15 protein-coding genes are annotated in these 15,072 nt (G+C 70.9%); 3 read left to right on the forward strand and 12 right to left on the reverse strand.

The annotated features are described in order from the left end of the window. Nucleotides 1-490: 490 nt before the first annotated feature. The 11 genes from ACIG87_RS26165 to ACIG87_RS26215 all read right to left on the reverse strand — a co-directional run bounded on the left by ACIG87_RS26165 (nt 491) and on the right by ACIG87_RS26215 (nt 11,513). Complete coding sequence (locus ACIG87_RS26165) at nt 491-1,405, reverse strand: endonuclease/exonuclease/phosphatase family protein (RefSeq protein WP_396854010.1); 915 nt, start codon at nt 1,403-1,405, stop codon at nt 491-493. Further along, entirely contained in the window at nt 1,405-3,906 is a 2,502-nt protein-coding gene (locus tag ACIG87_RS26170; protein ID WP_396854011.1) for a Helicase associated domain protein, read from the reverse strand. Before ACIG87_RS26170 ends, ACIG87_RS26165 begins: the two co-directional genes overlap by 1 nt. Continuing rightward, nucleotides 3,903-4,964 carry a hypothetical protein gene (locus ACIG87_RS26175; RefSeq protein ID WP_396854013.1) on the reverse strand — a complete coding sequence of 354 codons (1,062 nt, stop codon included), beginning with the start codon at nt 4,962-4,964 and terminating at the stop codon, nt 3,903-3,905. The genes ACIG87_RS26170 and ACIG87_RS26175 overlap by 4 nt, the downstream gene beginning before the upstream one ends. Further along, entirely contained in the window at nt 4,961-5,881 is a 921-nt protein-coding gene (locus ACIG87_RS26180) for a hypothetical protein (RefSeq protein WP_396854014.1), read from the reverse strand. Before ACIG87_RS26180 ends, ACIG87_RS26175 begins: the two co-directional genes overlap by 4 nt. A 73-nt stretch (nt 5,882-5,954) precedes the next feature. After that, entirely contained in the window at nt 5,955-6,797 is an 843-nt protein-coding gene (locus tag ACIG87_RS26185; RefSeq protein WP_396854015.1) for an HAD family hydrolase, read from the reverse strand. Continuing rightward, nucleotides 6,791-8,053, reverse strand: coding sequence for an acyl-CoA dehydrogenase family protein (locus tag ACIG87_RS26190; RefSeq protein WP_396854016.1), 1,263 nt, complete (start codon nt 8,051-8,053; stop codon nt 6,791-6,793). Before ACIG87_RS26190 ends, ACIG87_RS26185 begins: the two co-directional genes overlap by 7 nt. Before the next feature lie 181 nt (nt 8,054-8,234). After that, entirely contained in the window at nt 8,235-8,795 is a 561-nt protein-coding gene (locus ACIG87_RS26195; RefSeq protein WP_396854017.1) for a GAF domain-containing protein, read from the reverse strand. Then, a complete protein-coding gene (locus ACIG87_RS26200) occupies nt 8,792-9,409 on the reverse strand; it encodes a GTP-binding protein (RefSeq protein WP_396854018.1) in 618 nt (205 codons plus the stop codon). The genes ACIG87_RS26195 and ACIG87_RS26200 overlap by 4 nt, the downstream gene beginning before the upstream one ends. Then, entirely contained in the window at nt 9,384-9,761 is a 378-nt protein-coding gene (locus ACIG87_RS26205) for a DUF742 domain-containing protein (protein ID WP_396854020.1), read from the reverse strand. The genes ACIG87_RS26200 and ACIG87_RS26205 overlap by 26 nt, the downstream gene beginning before the upstream one ends. Further along, nucleotides 9,758-10,174 carry a roadblock/LC7 domain-containing protein gene (locus ACIG87_RS26210; RefSeq protein ID WP_396854022.1) on the reverse strand — a complete coding sequence of 139 codons (417 nt, stop codon included), beginning with the start codon at nt 10,172-10,174 and terminating at the stop codon, nt 9,758-9,760. Before ACIG87_RS26210 ends, ACIG87_RS26205 begins: the two co-directional genes overlap by 4 nt. Before the next feature lie 28 nt (nt 10,175-10,202). Then, nucleotides 10,203-11,513: a sensor histidine kinase gene (locus tag ACIG87_RS26215; RefSeq protein WP_396854024.1), complete on the reverse strand. Its 1,311-nt coding sequence runs from the start codon at nt 11,511-11,513 to the stop codon at nt 10,203-10,205. A gap of 405 nt (nt 11,514-11,918) precedes the next feature. Here ACIG87_RS26215 and ACIG87_RS26220 point away from each other — a divergent pair, with 405 nt between their 5' ends. From ACIG87_RS26220 to ACIG87_RS26230, 3 genes are read left to right on the forward strand one after another with little or no spacing between them, the layout of a single operon-like run. Then, nucleotides 11,919-13,022 (forward strand): radical SAM protein, encoded by a 1,104-nt coding sequence (locus tag ACIG87_RS26220; RefSeq protein ID WP_396854026.1) that lies wholly within the window; start codon nt 11,919-11,921, stop codon nt 13,020-13,022. Between the two features lie 6 nt (nt 13,023-13,028). Next, complete coding sequence (gene tmk, locus ACIG87_RS26225) at nt 13,029-13,637, forward strand: dTMP kinase (RefSeq protein ID WP_396854028.1); 609 nt, start codon at nt 13,029-13,031, stop codon at nt 13,635-13,637. 12 nt (nt 13,638-13,649) lie between these two features. Then, nucleotides 13,650-14,453, forward strand: coding sequence for an endonuclease/exonuclease/phosphatase family protein (locus tag ACIG87_RS26230; RefSeq protein WP_396854030.1), 804 nt, complete (start codon nt 13,650-13,652; stop codon nt 14,451-14,453). Here ACIG87_RS26230 and ACIG87_RS26235 read toward each other — a convergent pair. Beyond that, entirely contained in the window at nt 14,450-15,031 is a 582-nt protein-coding gene (locus ACIG87_RS26235; RefSeq protein ID WP_396854163.1) for a class IV adenylate cyclase, read from the reverse strand. The two genes, ACIG87_RS26230 and ACIG87_RS26235, sit on opposite strands and share 4 nt — an antisense overlap. Between the last annotated feature and the right edge of the window lie 41 nt (nt 15,032-15,072).

Raw genomic sequence — 15,072 nt, forward strand, 5'->3', positions numbered from 1 at the left:
CGCCCAGGGCCGCACGCAGCAACTCCACGCCTCGGACACGTCCGCCGTGCGGCCCACAGCCATGCCGCCCGCCAGGTGTACTGGTCGGCGTTCGTCCGCCGATCGCCACCAGCCGCCCGGCTCTGGGTCCCAGCGGGCGGCTGCCCGATCTGCCGGCGCACCTGCGGGGAGCGTGCTCACCCAACTCGGCCATCTCGCCGAGCACTGCGACCGACCGCCGGCTGTCGCTGGCCTTCGCGTGCAGTGCCCGCATAGCGGCGCGCATCGCACCCAGCACAGCGTTGCGGGCGCCGTTGACAGCGGCCCTCCGGCCGGCCGGGGCGGGTGGCAACGGTGTCCTGCCCGGAGACGCTGCCCGGCCGCCGCCTCGATCGGGTGTCCCAGCTTCACAGAGCGGCGGACGCCTGACGCGGCTCGTACGGCGCAGTCCTCCTCAGGGCCATGAAGGGCTGCAGAGCCTCGCGCCCGGCTCGAAGGGCTGCCGGTGCCGTTACAGGTCGATGGTGGCGGTGACGAGGTGGTGGTCGGATGGGTACGGCGGCCCGTCGGGGAGGTGGACCTGGTAGCTGCTGGGGATGACGTGGGGGCGCATGGCGTTGTTGACCAGCAGGTAGTCGATGAGGTCAGGGCCGCCTTCACCGGGCTTGTCGATGATGGTGGGCGCGATGACGAAGTCGGGATTGGCGAGCCAGGCGAGTTCGGCGACGGTGTGGTAGCCGGCGCCGTCGAGCCGGCGGTTCCTGATCGGGTCCCATCGGCCGATGAGGTGGTCGAGGGCGTCGGTGTCGGCTTCCCAGTGCCCTTCGGGGGTGCCGTCGTCGATCCGTTTGCCTTTGTGTGTGCGGATGTGGTGGTTCGCGGTGTGCCAGTCTCGTTGGGGGAAATGCGGGCCGCTGGCGGTGGAGTTGAGGTCGCCGCCGCCGATGAACGGGAGCGGGTCGTTGCCGTAGCGGTCGAGCAGTTTCGCCTCTTCCAGGCGGGCGGAGCCGCTGCGGGAGTTGAAGTGGGCGACCCAGGCGCCGAACTCGGCACCGGTGGTGTTGACCTGAAACCGGCCGACGTTGCGTTTGTCGGGAAAGACGTCGGGGTCGTGCGGGTCGTCGCCGGGCCAGGCCAGGTGGGTGACGATGTCGGCGTTGTAGAAGATGGCCGGTGGGATGGGTCCGTGCTGGCTGGTGCCGAGGAGCCCGGCGTAGGGGGCGTGAAGGACGTCGGTGAGGGCCTTCTCCGCCAGGCGCAAACCTTCGTGCTGGTTACGCCGGTAGTGCTTGGCTTCGCAGAAGAGGATGATCGCGGGCGGAACGTCGAGGGCGGCGAACGTCTGTTGCAAGGGCCGCATGTTGAAGGTGCCGTCGCGGTAGCCGCCCGCCTCGTAGTTGTAGGTCGCGATCAGCAGGCGCGTCATCAGCGGGTCCCTTCGGATGTGGTGGATGGCGAGTGCTGGTGCCGGTGTCCCGCCGGAAGGAGCGAGACGTCGGGCTGCAGGCGTGGAGCCGGCCCGCCTGGACGGCGCGGTGCGGGACGGGGTTCGGTGGGTTCGTTGTCGTCGCTTGTGCGGCCGCTTCGGCTTGCGGTGACCTGGTGCATGCCGGTCCAGCCGCTGGCGATCTCCCATTGCATCCCGATCGCGTCGAGTGCGGCGACCCGGTCCTGGGGGAGTTTGCCGTCACGTCGCGCGATGCGCTGGGCATGGATCCACCGGGATAGGTCGATGTCGTCTTCGCGGTGGCCTCTGCGTGGGTGCAGGTGTCCTTCGCGGTGGGAGAACGTGGTGGCGGTGACGAGGTTGCGGTGCCAGGCGGCGTCGCGGATTGACCATTGCATGCCGAGTGCTTCGAGGCTGCGTAGGCGGTCGTCGTTGAGGCGTCCGAGTCGGTGATCGGTGCGTCGGGCGGCGAGCCAGTCGTAGAGGTTGACGCCGTTGACGGTCGCGCCATAGGGGACCTGGATGTGGCCGTGGGTGGCGTGGAAGTGCTGCAGGGCCGTGAAGCCGTCGTGGTAGGAGGGGCGTTTGACGGTCCAGTCGATCCCGAGGGCGGTGAGGGCAGCGACCCGGTCGTCGGGAAGGGTGTTCTTGCGGTGGTAGCCGCGTTGTTGTCCTATCCAGAGGGCGAGGTCGAGTCCGTCGATGACATGGCCGGTGGGCACGTCCAGGTGGCCGTGTTCGGCGCGGAACGCGGTGGCGGCGGCGATGCCCCGCTCCCAGGCCCGCGTCATGGGTGTCCAGTCGAAGCCGATGTCGTTCAGGTGCTGGACCCGGTCCTGTGGAAGCCGGCGTACCTCGTACTCGGCACGCTGCCGCGCAATCCAGCGTTCCAATCGCACCCCGTGGCGTACGTGGCCGACGGGCACCCGCAGGTGTCCGTGGTCGGCGTGGAACGCGCGGAGGGCGGCGTACCCGACAAGCCACTCCGAGGTGGTCTCCTCCAGCACCCGCACGGTGAGGGTCCGCAGCAGGTCTTCGGAGGCGTAGCCGTCGGGAAGGCGGACGAGCAGCTGCGGCGGCAGCGCCGCGGCCCCCGTGGACGCCTTCGTGCGCTGGGTGTCGAGCTCGGCGGCCAAGCCGTTGTCGTGGGCGCGCAGCGCGCGCAGCACCTGCAACAGGGTGGTCCATTCGGCCAGGTCCGCGGCGAGGTCGCGGGCGGTCTCGACCGGATCGTCAGGCAGCAGGACCGGGAGCAGGATCGTGGCGATGCCGGACCCGGCGGGGTTGCGGCGCAGTGCCCGGCCGACGGCCTGGATGACGTCGGACTCGGACTCCTTCGGGGCGGTGAAGACGACGGCGTCGACGGCGGGCACGTCGACGCCCTCGCCCAGGCACCGTGAGTTGGAGATCACCGTCCAGCCGTCCTCGGGCGGGTCGGCGAGGTTGGCCAGATGGATCTGCCGCTGCGTCATCGTCTGGGTGCCGTCGACATGCCCGACCGTCAGGCGGCCCTTGGGACGGTCCTGCTCAGGCAGGGCAGCCAAGGCTGCCGGCAGAGTACGGGAGAACTCCTGGGACTGGGCCACCCGTGGGGTGAACACCAGCACCCGGCGAAGACCGAACTCGGCGGCAGCGCGGGCGAGCGCGGTCTGCACCACCGCGGTGCGCAGCGGCGCCGCGCCCGCACGCACGACGGCGTGGGGGTCGAGGCGACGCAGGGTCGACAGCGCTTCCTCGGAGGTCACCCCGATCACCACGATGCGGTAGTCCTCGAGCCAGCCATCGGTGATCGCGCTCGCGAACGGGTAGCTGTAGTGGACCGGGCCGAACACGTCCGCGTCGTCCATCGACAACACATCCTCACCGCCACGGCCCGCGCGGCGTCGTGCGCTGAGGACCCGTGGTGTGGCGGTCATGTACAGCCGCCGGGTGGCCGGCAGGTGCTCGTCACGGTGCACCAGGGCAACGTGTTTGCCGGGCCATCCGGCGGTGTGGTGCGCCTCGTCGATCACCAACAGACTCGCGGCGGTGTCCGTGGCGTGCAGCCCCGCGCCCACCAGAGCCGCGGAAGCATGAGTTACCAGGATCAGCCGCAAACGGCTGGTAGGAGTTCGCCGGACCCAGTCCGCGATCTCGCCCGGCCGCGTGGTGACCGGACACTGAAGGTCGGTCGTGCGCACCGCCGTGTCGGCGACGGTGTCATCGCTGCACACCGCGAGTACCTGCACCGCCATGCCGGCAGCGGCCCACACCGCCAGGGTCTGCGCGAGCAGGGGCAGCGACGGGCAGGCCACCACCACCAGCCCGGTCGGGCAGAGCCGGACGGCGGCGTGCACCGCGACAAGGGACTTGCCGCTACCGCAGGCCGCCCGGAACTGGCCGCGACCACCATCGGCCTGGCCCTCCACGATCGCCTCGACGGCCTCCTGCTGGTAGTCCCGCAGAGGCGGCAGCTTCTCGACCGCTGGTGAGTCCTTCACCTCAGGGCTCTCCTACAGCGCGTTCCGGCTGATGGCGTGCGGGGACCGTGCCGCCCCGGCGCGGCCGGGTCGACGCCCTGATCCGGGTGCGGGGAGCCGCCAGGGGGTCGAGGATCCGCATGGGCGCTCTCACCGCTCACTGCCGCGAGGCGTTGCCCTGCGCCTGGCCGGAGGGTGGGGTGCTGGCAGCCGGCCGCCGGTGTGTGGGTGTCCGGGGTGCGGCGGCTGTCGACGTAGAGCCGGTAGCTGGCGGCATCGGCGACGATCACGTCTGTGGTGTCGGGTCCCAGGCGCGGGTCCTGGGGTGGGATGGGGCCGGTGATGGTGCTGTGGGCGGCGAGGAGGACGCCGCTGTGCTCGTCAATGGTGAGGATGTCGCGCCTTGGCACGCCGGAGCGGTCGGTGTACGGGAGGATGACGTCCATGCCGGGGCGCTGGACGCGGTCGGTGACGCCGGTCTGCGCGAGTAGGCCGGGTTGCGCCGCGAGGAGCCGCAGGACCGCGGCCCGGACTGGGCGGGTGGGCGCGTGGCGTTCGTAGAGCATCGCGATGCCGCCGACGATGTCCTGGGGACGGGTCTCGCCGGGACCGGCCGCGATGAGCAGGTAGGTGCGTAGGGCAGCGGGTTGTCTCGGTGGTGGCTGGTCGAACCGGTCCCCGGTCTGGCCTGTCCAGCTGCTGTCTCCGCCGTCGGGGATGCAGCTTCCGCTGTCGACGTGCACGCTGATCTGCCGGCCGTCGGCGGCGTCATCGGTGCGCCACAGCTGGTCGGCGCGGACCCGTTCGGGCCACCCGGTGGGGCCGGGTGGCCCGATGACGTCGCGGTACCAGGTGCGGCGTTCGACGTACTGGTAGTCGCCGCTGGTGGTGTCGGCGGGCGCGTCGCCGAGGGTGTCGGCCAGGCGGGTCAGGACCGGTCCGGCCGGGACCGGTGGTGTGCTGTTCGGGGACGTCGTCGGAGACGGCGGATCGGGGTTCACGCCGTCGGAGGGGCCGGCACAGGCGGTAAGGAGAAGTGACGCCGTGAGCAGCAACGCGCCGGTACGGGTGCGGGTCACCGCGTGGCCTGCGCCGTGTCGATCGTGGGGTCCTCGGAGCGGTCGACGATGAGGGTGTACAAGCGCAGGCGTGGTGCGTCCTTGTCCATGCCGGGTGGCGGGCCGAGGTCGGTGCTCTCGTGGGCGAGGACCCCGCCGGCCCGGTCGATGATCAGGGTGTCGCGGGCCTGCTGGTGCTCGACGGCGACGGCGATACCGGCCCGGCCGGCCCGGTCCGCGACCGTGCCATGGCAGATAACGGCCTCGGCGGTGGCGAGGAGCCGGAGCAGGGCGATCCGGGTAGCTGCGGCGGGGTGTTGGGTGAGATGCACGTCCGCGACCGCGCGGATGATCCACTGCGGGCCCATCTCGGGCGGCTGCACCGTGGCGAGGTGGGTGGCGAGGGCGCGCGGGTCGGTGGGGGCCGGCTCGGGTAGCGGTGCGGGTATTCCCCCAGCGGGATGGTCAGTGACGGTGTGGCCAGCGGAGCCGGGTGTGGTGCTGACAGTGCGACCAGATCCGTCGGCGGCCCGCCACTGCCAGGTCTCGGTGGTGACGATCGTGCGGCTGCTGGTCCCAGACGGGATCATGGTGTCCTGCGCGGCCCAGGTCCGAGTGTGTGTGCGGGCGTATGTGGTGGGGCTCGCCGGGGTGGCGTTGACCGCGTTGCTCGCGTCGGCTGCCGTGGCGAGCGTGTCGGCCAACTGCGCGACGCACGGTGCGGTGATGACGGCTGCGGCCGGCGTGCTGTCGGGGACGTTGTTGAGGCCTGCGGGGATCGCCGTCGGCTCTACGCCTGGGCGGTCGCCTCCGGTGGGGACCGGGTACGCGATAACTGCCGTCAGGGCGATGGTGACGGCGACCAGGGCGACCAGCAGTGGCGGACGCCACGGGTTGCCCCTGCGCCGGTGAAGGCTCTGCGCGTCGAGTGGAGTCATGGCTGTTGCCTCATCGTCGGTTGTCTGGACGTGACGGAGGAGCGATCGAACACTGCGGGGCTGGCCGGATCAGCTAGCCGCGGCTGCGCTCCGGCGGTGCCGGAGAGAGAAGCTGCAGGAGGTCGCGGATGGCGTGGGTGACGGTGGGATACGAGGGCACGGTTGGTGGTCGCGGCGCGGTGGCGGCCGGCTGGCGGGTGATCCAAATCGGGACCATGCCGGCGGCGATGGCGCCTTGGACGTCGGCGTGCCAGCTGTCGCCGATGTGGAGACACCGTGCGGGGTCGACGTTCAGCGCTCGGCTGCACGCGTGGAAGAGTCCGGGGTCGGGCTTCGCGAGGCCGATGTCCGGACCGCAGATGATGGCCGTGACGAACTCGGTGAGAGCCGCCTTGTCCAGCTTCCGCTGGACCGAGGCACGGTGCCCGTTACTGCAGACCGCTACCGGCGCCAGGCCGGTCAGCTCTCGCAGGAGACCGCGTAGTTCCGGGTCCGGGGCGATCATGGCGAGTTGGGCGGCGATGCAGGTGCGCACCAGCCGGTCCAGGTCGCTGGTGTCCAGTGTGACGTCGACGCTCCGGAGAGCCGTCCGCCAGACGCGTCGACGAAGGTCTTGCAGGCCGCCGGTGCCCGCTGCGGCGGGATGCCGCCAGTGGGTGGCGAATGCCGTGTGGTAGGCGTCGATCAGTGCGCCTGGGTCGACGCGGTAGGTGAGGGTGGCCGCGAGCTGGGCTCCCGCCCGCACGCCGTGAGCCAGGCTGCTGCTGGTGTCGATGAGTGTGTCGTCCAGGTCGAAGCTGATGGCCGCGAGTGGTCGTGGCGGCGGCGTGCCGAGTCGCGTGTGCAGGTATGTCGCCAGGACCGGCAGCGTGTCGGTGGGCTGGTCGCTGACGAGGGTGCAGGAGGTGGTCAGCATGCGATGGACCCCGTTGCGCTCGTTTCTGCCCGCGGCGTGGGCTTGGCCTCGCCACGTTTTCGCCTCCGCTGGGGGACGGAGGAGTGGAACCGGGTTGACCAGGGTTGTTTGGTGGTGCCGAGGGCGTGTTCGGCCAGTCGGAGGAGTTGGATGTCCGAGGTGCCGGCGGGGGCGAAGATGTGCAGGGCGTCGCGGAAGTAGCGTTCGATGGGCGACTGGGCGGGGTGGAGGCCGTGTGCGGCGTGGATCTCCATCGCGGTGCGGGCGGAGTCGATCGCGTGTTCGGCGTTGATCAGTTTGGCGTTGACGAGTTCCGCGTCGCAGGGTTGCCCGCTGTCGAGTAGGTGTACGGCGTGGTAGGCAGCCAGGCGGGCGACCATCAGCCGGGACTGCATGGCGCCGATGCGCTGTTTCACCGTGGGTAGGTCGGCCAGGGGTTGGCCGTAGCGGCGTTGGCTGGTCGCGTAGGCGACGGTGGTGTCGAGGACGGCCTGGTGGATGCCGAGGGCGACGGCGGCGAGGTTGGGTCTGCCGTACAGGACGCTGGAGGAGTACGCCACATCGAGGCCGTCGCCTTCGGCGCCGAGCCGGTTCGCCGCCGGGACACGACAGTTGTCGAAGACGATCTCGCCAAAGCTGAAGCCGTGCAGTCCCATGCTGGGCTGGTGCGGGGTGAGACGCACACCGGGCCGGTCGGCTTCGACGAGAAAGGCGGACAGTCCGCGGGTGCCAGGGCCGGTGCGGGCCACGACGCCGTGCAGATCGCCGATGTGGCTGTTGCCGACGAAGGTCTTCGTGCCGGTGATGACGTAGTCGTCGCCGTCGGGTACGGCGGTGGTGGTCATGCCGAGGACGTGGCTGCCGGATCCGGGTTCGGTGACGGCGATGGTGGGCAGGCAGTCACCGGCCGCGATGGCGGGCAGCCAGGTCTGTTTCTGCTTGTCGCTGCCGAAATGGATGATCTTCGCGGTGCCGAGGTGGGACGCCTGGAGCATGGCGCCCATGGCGGCCGAGACCCGGGACAGTTCCTCGATGATGATCGTCTTGGCGAGGTGACCGAGTCCGAGGCCTCCGTAGGTGGGGTCGATCGTGGCGCCGAGCCATCCTTGGCGGGCGATCTGCCGGGACAGGTCCTGCGCCACGCTGCGGTCCGCCTCCAGCTCCGTAATGCGGGGTCGGACCTCGGCCTCGGCGAACGCCCGGACTGTGTCCCGCAGCCGGGTGTGGCGGGGGGTGAGGTGGTAGCCGTCGACCATCTGCCGCTCTCCTCGTGAGTCGCCAACGGTGTCCGTCGGTGGCGGTGGGTAACGCCACGGGCAGGGCCGTGGCGGGGTCACCAGCAGTTCCTGGAATGTGAGCTGCCGGCCCGGGCAGCGAGGCGACGAAGGATGTCTCGTGTGCGGGGGGACGATCAGGGCTGTCGGGCCGTGAGCCCGGTTACCGGGGGTGGTGTTCTCGCTGGCTGATCCGTGCGGACAGCTCGGCCGCCCAGGTCTTGATGGTGGCGAGTCCTTGCTGTCCCCAGGTGCGGGATTCGGTGCCGACCACGCAGATCGTCCCGAGGGTGGTGCCGGTGTGGTCGATGAGCGGGGCGCCCATGTAGGTGCGGATGCCGAGCTGGTCGACGACCGGGTTGCCGGCGAACCGCGGGTAGGCGCAGACGTCGTCGAGGACCAGCGCGCGGCGCCGGTGCACGACGTGCGGGCAGAATCCCTGGTCTCGTGACATCCGGCGACCGGGTTCGAGGGGTGTGGCCGCTGCCGACACGCCGGGCTGCGTGGTCCGGCCGGTGTAGAGGCCGGCGAAGAACTGGCCGTTCTCGTCGAGGAAGTTCACCATCGCCCACGGCATGTCCGTGACGTCGGCGAGGTTGCGGGCGAAGTCGTCGAACTCCCGCTCCGGTCTGCCGAGGCCGAGCGCCCGCAGCCGGTGGAGCCGCTGGGGCGCCTCCAGGTCGGGCGGAGTCAGGGGTGGGGGTTCGAAGTTGTCGCTGGTCATGCGCGATCACCTACCTCGGTCGGTGCGGAGCTGGCGTGTGTGGGAGTGGGAGCGGCGAGCAGGTGCCGCACGAGCGTCACCAGGACGGTGGTCGCGGACCGCCGGTCGCGGGCGTCGCATGTCACGATCGGGACCGCGGGCGGCAGGCCCAGGGCTTCGCGCACGTCCTGCGGGTGGTGCCGGTAGGCGCCGTCGAACTCGTTGACGGCGATCAGGAACCGCATGCCGCGGGACTCGAAGAAGTCCACGGCGGCGAAGCAGTCGGGCAGGCGGCGGGTGTCGACCAGCACCACCGCGCCGAGGGCGCCGTGGCTCAGTTCGTCCCACAGGAACCAGAACCGGTCCTGCCCAGGTGTACCGAACAGGTACAGCACGCTGTCGCAGTCGATGGTGATGCGGCCGAAGTCCAGGGCCACCGTGGTGGTCGTCTTCGCCTCTATCCCGGTGAGGTCGTCGGTGTCGACGCTGGCGGTGGTGAGCAGTTCCTCGGTGCGCAGCGGCGGGATCTCGCTCGTGGCCGTGATGAAGGTGGTCTTCCCGACCCCGAACCCGCCGGCGACCAGCACCTTGAGCGCGTTCGGCGCCCAGTCAGAGCCGCTGTTGGAGGCCGACAAGGAGCTTCTCCAGGATCGATCGGTCGGTGGGGTCGGCGGCCGGGCTGGGTGGGCGGGTCAGGACCGCGCCGACTGCGACCAGGTCCGACAGCACCACCTTCGTGACCGCGGCCGGCAGCCTCATCCGGGCGGCCACCTCGGCGACCGTGGTCGCCGCCCCGCACAGGCTCAGCGCCACGTCGTGGTCCGGCTCCAGCCGCCCTCGGGGACGCACGCCCGTGGCGACCACCCACGACAACAGGTCCATCGCCGTGGTGGGGCGGGTCCGTCCCGCACTGACCGTGTAGGGGCGCACCAGACGCCCGGCCGCCTCGTCGAGCCACGTCTCTCGATGCGCGCTGCGGGAGGTCATGACAGGACGGGCGACGGGGCGCCGCTTCGGGCGGGTGTCGCCAGATACGGTCGGACGCTCTTGACCATCTGCGACATCTCGTAGCCGAGCACGCCGACGTCGGCCTGGCGGCCCGCCAGCACCGCCAGCACCCCGCCTTCGCCCGCCGCGGTGACGAACAGCAGCGTCTCGTCGAGCTCGGCCACCACCTGCCGCACACCGCAGCCGCCGTTGAACATCTGTCCGGCGCTGCGGGTCAGGGAGAACAGTCCGGAGGCGATCGCCGCCAGGTAGTCCGCGTCGTCGTCGGCCAGTCCGTGGGCGGCGCGAGGCAGCCCGTCGGAGGACAGCAGCAGCGCGCTGCGGGTGTGCGGCACCCGCTCGACCAACCCGGACAGCAGCCACGCCAGTTCCTGGCCAGACGTACCGGTCATCGCAGACAACTCCTTCTCACATTTTCGGTCAGTGGCGTGGGACAGCACGCGCGGCGGGCGGCTCGCCGCTGCCGGAACTGGCCCCGCGCAGGAAGTCGGCCATCAGCGTCGGGTCGTGATCACCAGCCGGCTGGTTCACCGATCCCGGTCCGCCCCGCGCTAACGGGGCCGCCAGATGCGCCTGCCGCGTCCGGCGCGGCAGCAGCGGGCCCGCAGCGCCGGCTTCCCTGGGGGCCTGCCTGGACGCGGCAGCGTCACGGAGCGCGGGCGTCATCGCGGGTGACGCGACCCGTGTCAGCGTTGGCGGCGGCGCAGGTGGGTGGTGACGAGCGCCGACGGGCGAGGGCGAAGCGCCTGCCACCGGCGAGGACGCGGTCGCCGTCCCTGTCGGCTCGCCGCGCGTTGGCATTCGGCCGGCCTCCATGGCCGGCGGTTGCCCGGGGGGTTGGTCCCCGAGCAGGGGCGTCGGCAGGATCACCACCGCCTGCAGGCCGCCGTAGACGTTGCTCTGCAGCTTGACGGTGATGCCGTGCCGGCGGGCCAACGCCGAGACCACCCACGCCCCGATACGGCCGTCGCGCAGCAGGTCACCGACGTCCACCCGGCCCGGGTCCGCCAACAGCGCGTTCACCCGGTCCTGCTCCGGATGCGGCATCCCCAGACCGCGGTCGTCCACCTCAACCGCCACGCCGAGTGCCACCCGCCGGGCACGCACCGTCACCTCAGTGTGGGGAGGTGCGAACGCGGTCGCGTTCTCGACCAACTCGGCGAGCAGGTGCACCACGTCGGCGCCCGCGTGGCCGCGTACCGTTCCCTCGACCGGCGGCACGACCCGCACCCGCGCGTACTGCTCCACCTCGGCGATCGCCGAGCGGAGTACCTCGACCAGCGGAAGGGGGCGGCTCCACTGCCGCCGCGGCACCGCCCCGCCGACCACGGCGAGGTTCTCCGCGTAACGGCGGATGCGGGTCGCGAGGTGGTCGACCTGGAACAAACCCTTGAGCAGGTCGGGGTCCTCGACCTGCGCCTCCAGGGCATCCAGCAGTTGGATCTCCCGGTGCACCAGCCCTTGAAGCCGACGTGCGAGGCCGACGAACACCTCCACCTGCTGCCCCACCACGGGCTGGCCAGCGGCAGGTGAGGCGCCCACCAGGGTGCGGACGTGCGCTCGGGCGAGTCGATGCACGCACACGGCCGCGCCGGCGGTGATCGCTATGCTGGCCGCCGCCGCACACACCAGGGCCAGGCCGGCCGCCGTCGGAACAGGTCCCGGTGACTGCGCAAGCGCCCAGGTCGCCGCGCCCAGGGCGATCGCCGCCAGCCCAGCGGCCAGTGCCACACACACCCACACCAGGCGAGCGGGCAGGCCAGCCCCAGACGGACCTCCGTCCGACGCGTCGAGTCGCACCCTGCCTCCCTGAGTTGACGTCGTTGGCGGCTCCGCCGACGGTGGGGACCCGGGCGTGCTCTGGCAGTAGCTGGCCAGCGCCGGACCTCATGAGTCCTAGCGTCGCGGTGATCAATACCGCCGGAGTTCAGTCTTGGTCGATGATTGGGCGTCGAACATTGTCGACGCGAGGAATTGGCGCGGATTCCGGCGGTCGCGGCTGACCTGGTCGGTGTCGGTTATCGGCGTCGAGGGTGTTCGACACGAGTAGATGCCGGCCTACTGGACGAGGGAGTCCGCGAGGTAGGCGAGGCGGTTTCGGCGCCTCCTGCGAGCGGGTCGGCGCTGGGAGGGTTCATGAGTAAACGTCTGGTCGTCGAGACCCACGCCAGTTCCTGCTACTTCCGCACATCGGTCGACGACGGTGAGCGCAAGGCGCTGGTGCAGATCACCGAGCGGTGCAACCTGCACTGCGCCCACTGCTTCGTGTCCTCCACCGAAACCGGCACGGACATCGCGCTCCACGACATGGTCGAGGTGGTGCTGCCCCGGCTGCGGCGGGCCCGGGTGACCCGGTTGACGTTGACCGGCGGCGAACCGTTCGTGCACCCGCACCTACTGGAGATCTGCGCCGCGGCGGCGCGGATGGACCTACCCGTCAAGATCTGCACGAACGCCACCCAGACCAGCGACGAGCAGATCAGCGCCCTCGCCGAGCTGGGCAACGTGCGGGTCAACGTCAGCTTCGACGGATTCCGGCCCGCTTCGCACGGCCGGTTCCGGGGCAACCGTGACTCCTTCGCCGTCACCCGGGACACCACGCGACGGTTCGCCGACGCGGGCCTGCTGCACGGGATCCTGTCGACGCCGAACGTGTTCACCCGCCCGCAGGAGTTCGCCGAGCTGTGCGCGTTCGCCGCCGACCTGGGCGCGGCGTACGTGCTGATGAACCCGCTGTCGAGCTTCGGCCGGGGGGTGAAGTCCCACGGGCGGCTCGCCGCCCCGGAGCAGACGATGCGGGCCATCGCCGCCGCCACCGCGCCCCTGGCCGACCGGGTGGAGCTGGTGCCGATCCGGTTCCCCAACGACACCCGGCCGTTGTCCGGCTGCGACGCCGGCACCCTGATCTACGTGTTCGCCGACGGCGACACCGCCGTCTGCCCCTACCTGGTCTTCGCCGCCCGCACACCCCAGTCACAGCACGCCGACCGCGAGTTCCTGGTCGGCAACGTCCTCGACGGGGAGATCGCCGACGTCCTCGACCTGTACCGCTTCCACGACCGCTACCAGGTCGGGACCAACACGACCTGCGGGGCGTGCGCGGTCAACGCCTCCTGCGGCAAGGGCTGCCCCGCCGCGGTGATCGCCGCCGGCCAGCGCATCGGCGCCCCGGACACCGAGCAGTGCCCGCCCGAGGCGATCCGGCTCCCGCTGATCCCGATCTCACCCACCGGAGCCTGACCTGCCATGTTGATCGTTGTCGAGGGACCCAACGGCGTCGGCAAGACCACCATCGCGGGACTGCTGGCCCAGCGGCTCCGCCACCGTGCAGGTCAACCCGTGCACCTGACGACCGAGCCCACACGCACCCGCCTGGGGGATCTGCTGCGCGAGGCCGAGGCCGTCATCCACGGACGGGCCCTCGCGCTCGCGATCGCCGCCGACCGCACCATGCACGTCGAGGACGAGATCATCCCCGCCCTCGACGCCGGCGGCATCGTCGTCACCGACCGGTACGTCCAGTCATCGCTGGTGCTGCAGCGCGTCGACGCGGTCGACCTCCGCGAGATCTGGAGCTACAACCGGTACGTCCTGCAACCCGCCATCTCCCTCTACCTGGTCGACGACCCGCAGGTCATCGCAGGCCGGCTCGCCGCGCGTCGGCGGCTGACCCGGCTGGAGGCCACCGGCACCCCGCAACGCGAGTTGCAGCTCTACCAGGAGGCGTTCGACTTCCTCGATCGCCAGTCATGGCACCAGGCGATGATCGACTGCCGCGGCCGTACCCCCGAGCAGGTTGTCTGCGCCATCCTCGACACGCTGGCCCCGTTGCTCGCCCGCACTCCTGCGGCGTGAAGACTCGACGCCGTGTTATCGATCCTGACCCTGAACGTTCAGGCCACATCCCTGCGGCGCGCCGACGCGTTGCTGCGGTGGCTCTCCGGCCGCCCTGAGCAGATCCTCCTGCTGACCGAGACCAGCGGTGGCGACGGCACCGCCCACCTGCTCGACTGCTTCCGCCGCGCCGGCTGTCAGGTGCACCACCCGCCCCTGCCCGGTGACCGCGGCACGGCCATGATCAGCCGTGTCCCCATCACCGTCCGCCCGGACATTACCGCCGGGCTGAGCATCCCGGGCCGGGCCGCCGCCGCCACCGTCCACACCGACCCACCGGTCACCGTCCTCGGCGTCTACGTGCCCTCCAGCGACCGCGCGAAGGCCAAGGTCGAACGCAAGCGGGCCTTCGTCGCCTCTCTCGTCACCGTGATCGGTGACCTGACGGCCAGCGAGCGGGCGCACCTGGTGCTCGGCGGGGACTACAACGTCATCCCCCGTGACCACCAGCCCACCTACCCCGGGGTGTGGCTGCCGTTCGAGTACGACCTGTTCGACGCACTGACCGCCGCCGAACTCACAGACGTACACGACCACCTCGCCCCTGGAGCACAGCAGTACAGCTGGTTCGGCCGGGCCGGCAACGGCTACCGCTTCGACTACCTGCACGTCGGCACGGCGCTGCGCGACCGGCTGTGCGGCGGCAGCTACCTGCAGGAGCCCCGCGAACAGCGCCTCACCGACCACGCGGCGGTCACCCTCGACCTGGACCTGCAGGTAGACGCGCTCGACGTAGGCCCCATGCCTTCGATGATCGAGCCGGCGACCCTGTTCTAAACCCCCGCCCGTGCCGCTCGGATCAGCGAGTCGTACGTGTCGGTGGTGCGTTCCAGGGGCACGTCCAGCGTGGCGGCGAACCGGTCGAGTTCGGCCTGGATCCGCTCACCCGCCTCGCTGTCGGTGACGATCTGCTCGATCTCCACGAACGCCCCGATGCCGTCCACCTCGTCGACGCACAGCGACATCAGCCCGAGCGTGGCCGTGCGGCGGGCCTTGCGGATGCGGACCGTCGGGTAGAAGCCCATCTGCCGGATCGCGGCGTCCATCTGCACCCGATCGGCCACCTCGGTTTCATGCTCGACACACGACAGCTCGTTGGCCACCGGCGTCTTGACCGTCAACAGATGCCGCCCCCGCTCGGTACGCAGCCGGGCGAACGGCACCCCGATCTTCGACTGGCCGTACTCCCAGCCGACCGGCGCGTACGCCTGATCATCCTGGTCGGCCGGCGCCGACAGGACGACGCCGCGTACGGCGAGAGCCGCCTCCAACGCGGCGAGATCACCGATCCGGTACTTGACCTCCACCTCGTACGCGGACGGCCCGGTCATACCTGTCGTCTGGAGCGTGTTCATGCCCGTCACGCCGTCGCACCCTACGGCTCGATCGCCCGGGG

Source organism: Micromonospora sp. NPDC051925 (assembly GCF_044548625.1).
Taxonomy (GTDB): Bacteria; Actinomycetota; Actinomycetes; order Mycobacteriales; family Micromonosporaceae; genus Micromonospora.

Coding starts and splice junctions, on each gene's coding strand:
- ACIG87_RS26165 (WP_396854010.1), bottom strand. CDS start 1,405: ATGACGCGCCTGCTGATCGCGACCTACAACTACGAGGCGGGCGGCTAC.
- ACIG87_RS26180 (WP_396854014.1), bottom strand. CDS start 5,881: ATGACTCCACTCGACGCGCAGAGCCTTCACCGGCGCAGGGGCAACCCG.
- ACIG87_RS26185 (WP_396854015.1), bottom strand. CDS start 6,797: ATGCTGACCACCTCCTGCACCCTCGTCAGCGACCAGCCCACCGACACG.
- ACIG87_RS26190 (WP_396854016.1), bottom strand. CDS start 8,053: ATGGTCGACGGCTACCACCTCACCCCCCGCCACACCCGGCTGCGGGAC.
- ACIG87_RS26195 (WP_396854017.1), bottom strand. CDS start 8,795: ATGACCAGCGACAACTTCGAACCCCCACCCCTGACTCCGCCCGACCTG.
- ACIG87_RS26205 (WP_396854020.1), bottom strand. CDS start 9,761: ATGACCTCCCGCAGCGCGCATCGAGAGACGTGGCTCGACGAGGCGGCC.
- ACIG87_RS26210 (WP_396854022.1), bottom strand. CDS start 10,174: ATGACCGGTACGTCTGGCCAGGAACTGGCGTGGCTGCTGTCCGGGTTG.
- ACIG87_RS26220 (WP_396854026.1), top strand. CDS start 11,919: ATGAGTAAACGTCTGGTCGTCGAGACCCACGCCAGTTCCTGCTACTTC.
- tmk (WP_396854028.1), top strand. CDS start 13,029: ATGTTGATCGTTGTCGAGGGACCCAACGGCGTCGGCAAGACCACCATC.
- ACIG87_RS26235 (WP_396854163.1), bottom strand. CDS start 15,031: ATGAACACGCTCCAGACGACAGGTATGACCGGGCCGTCCGCGTACGAG.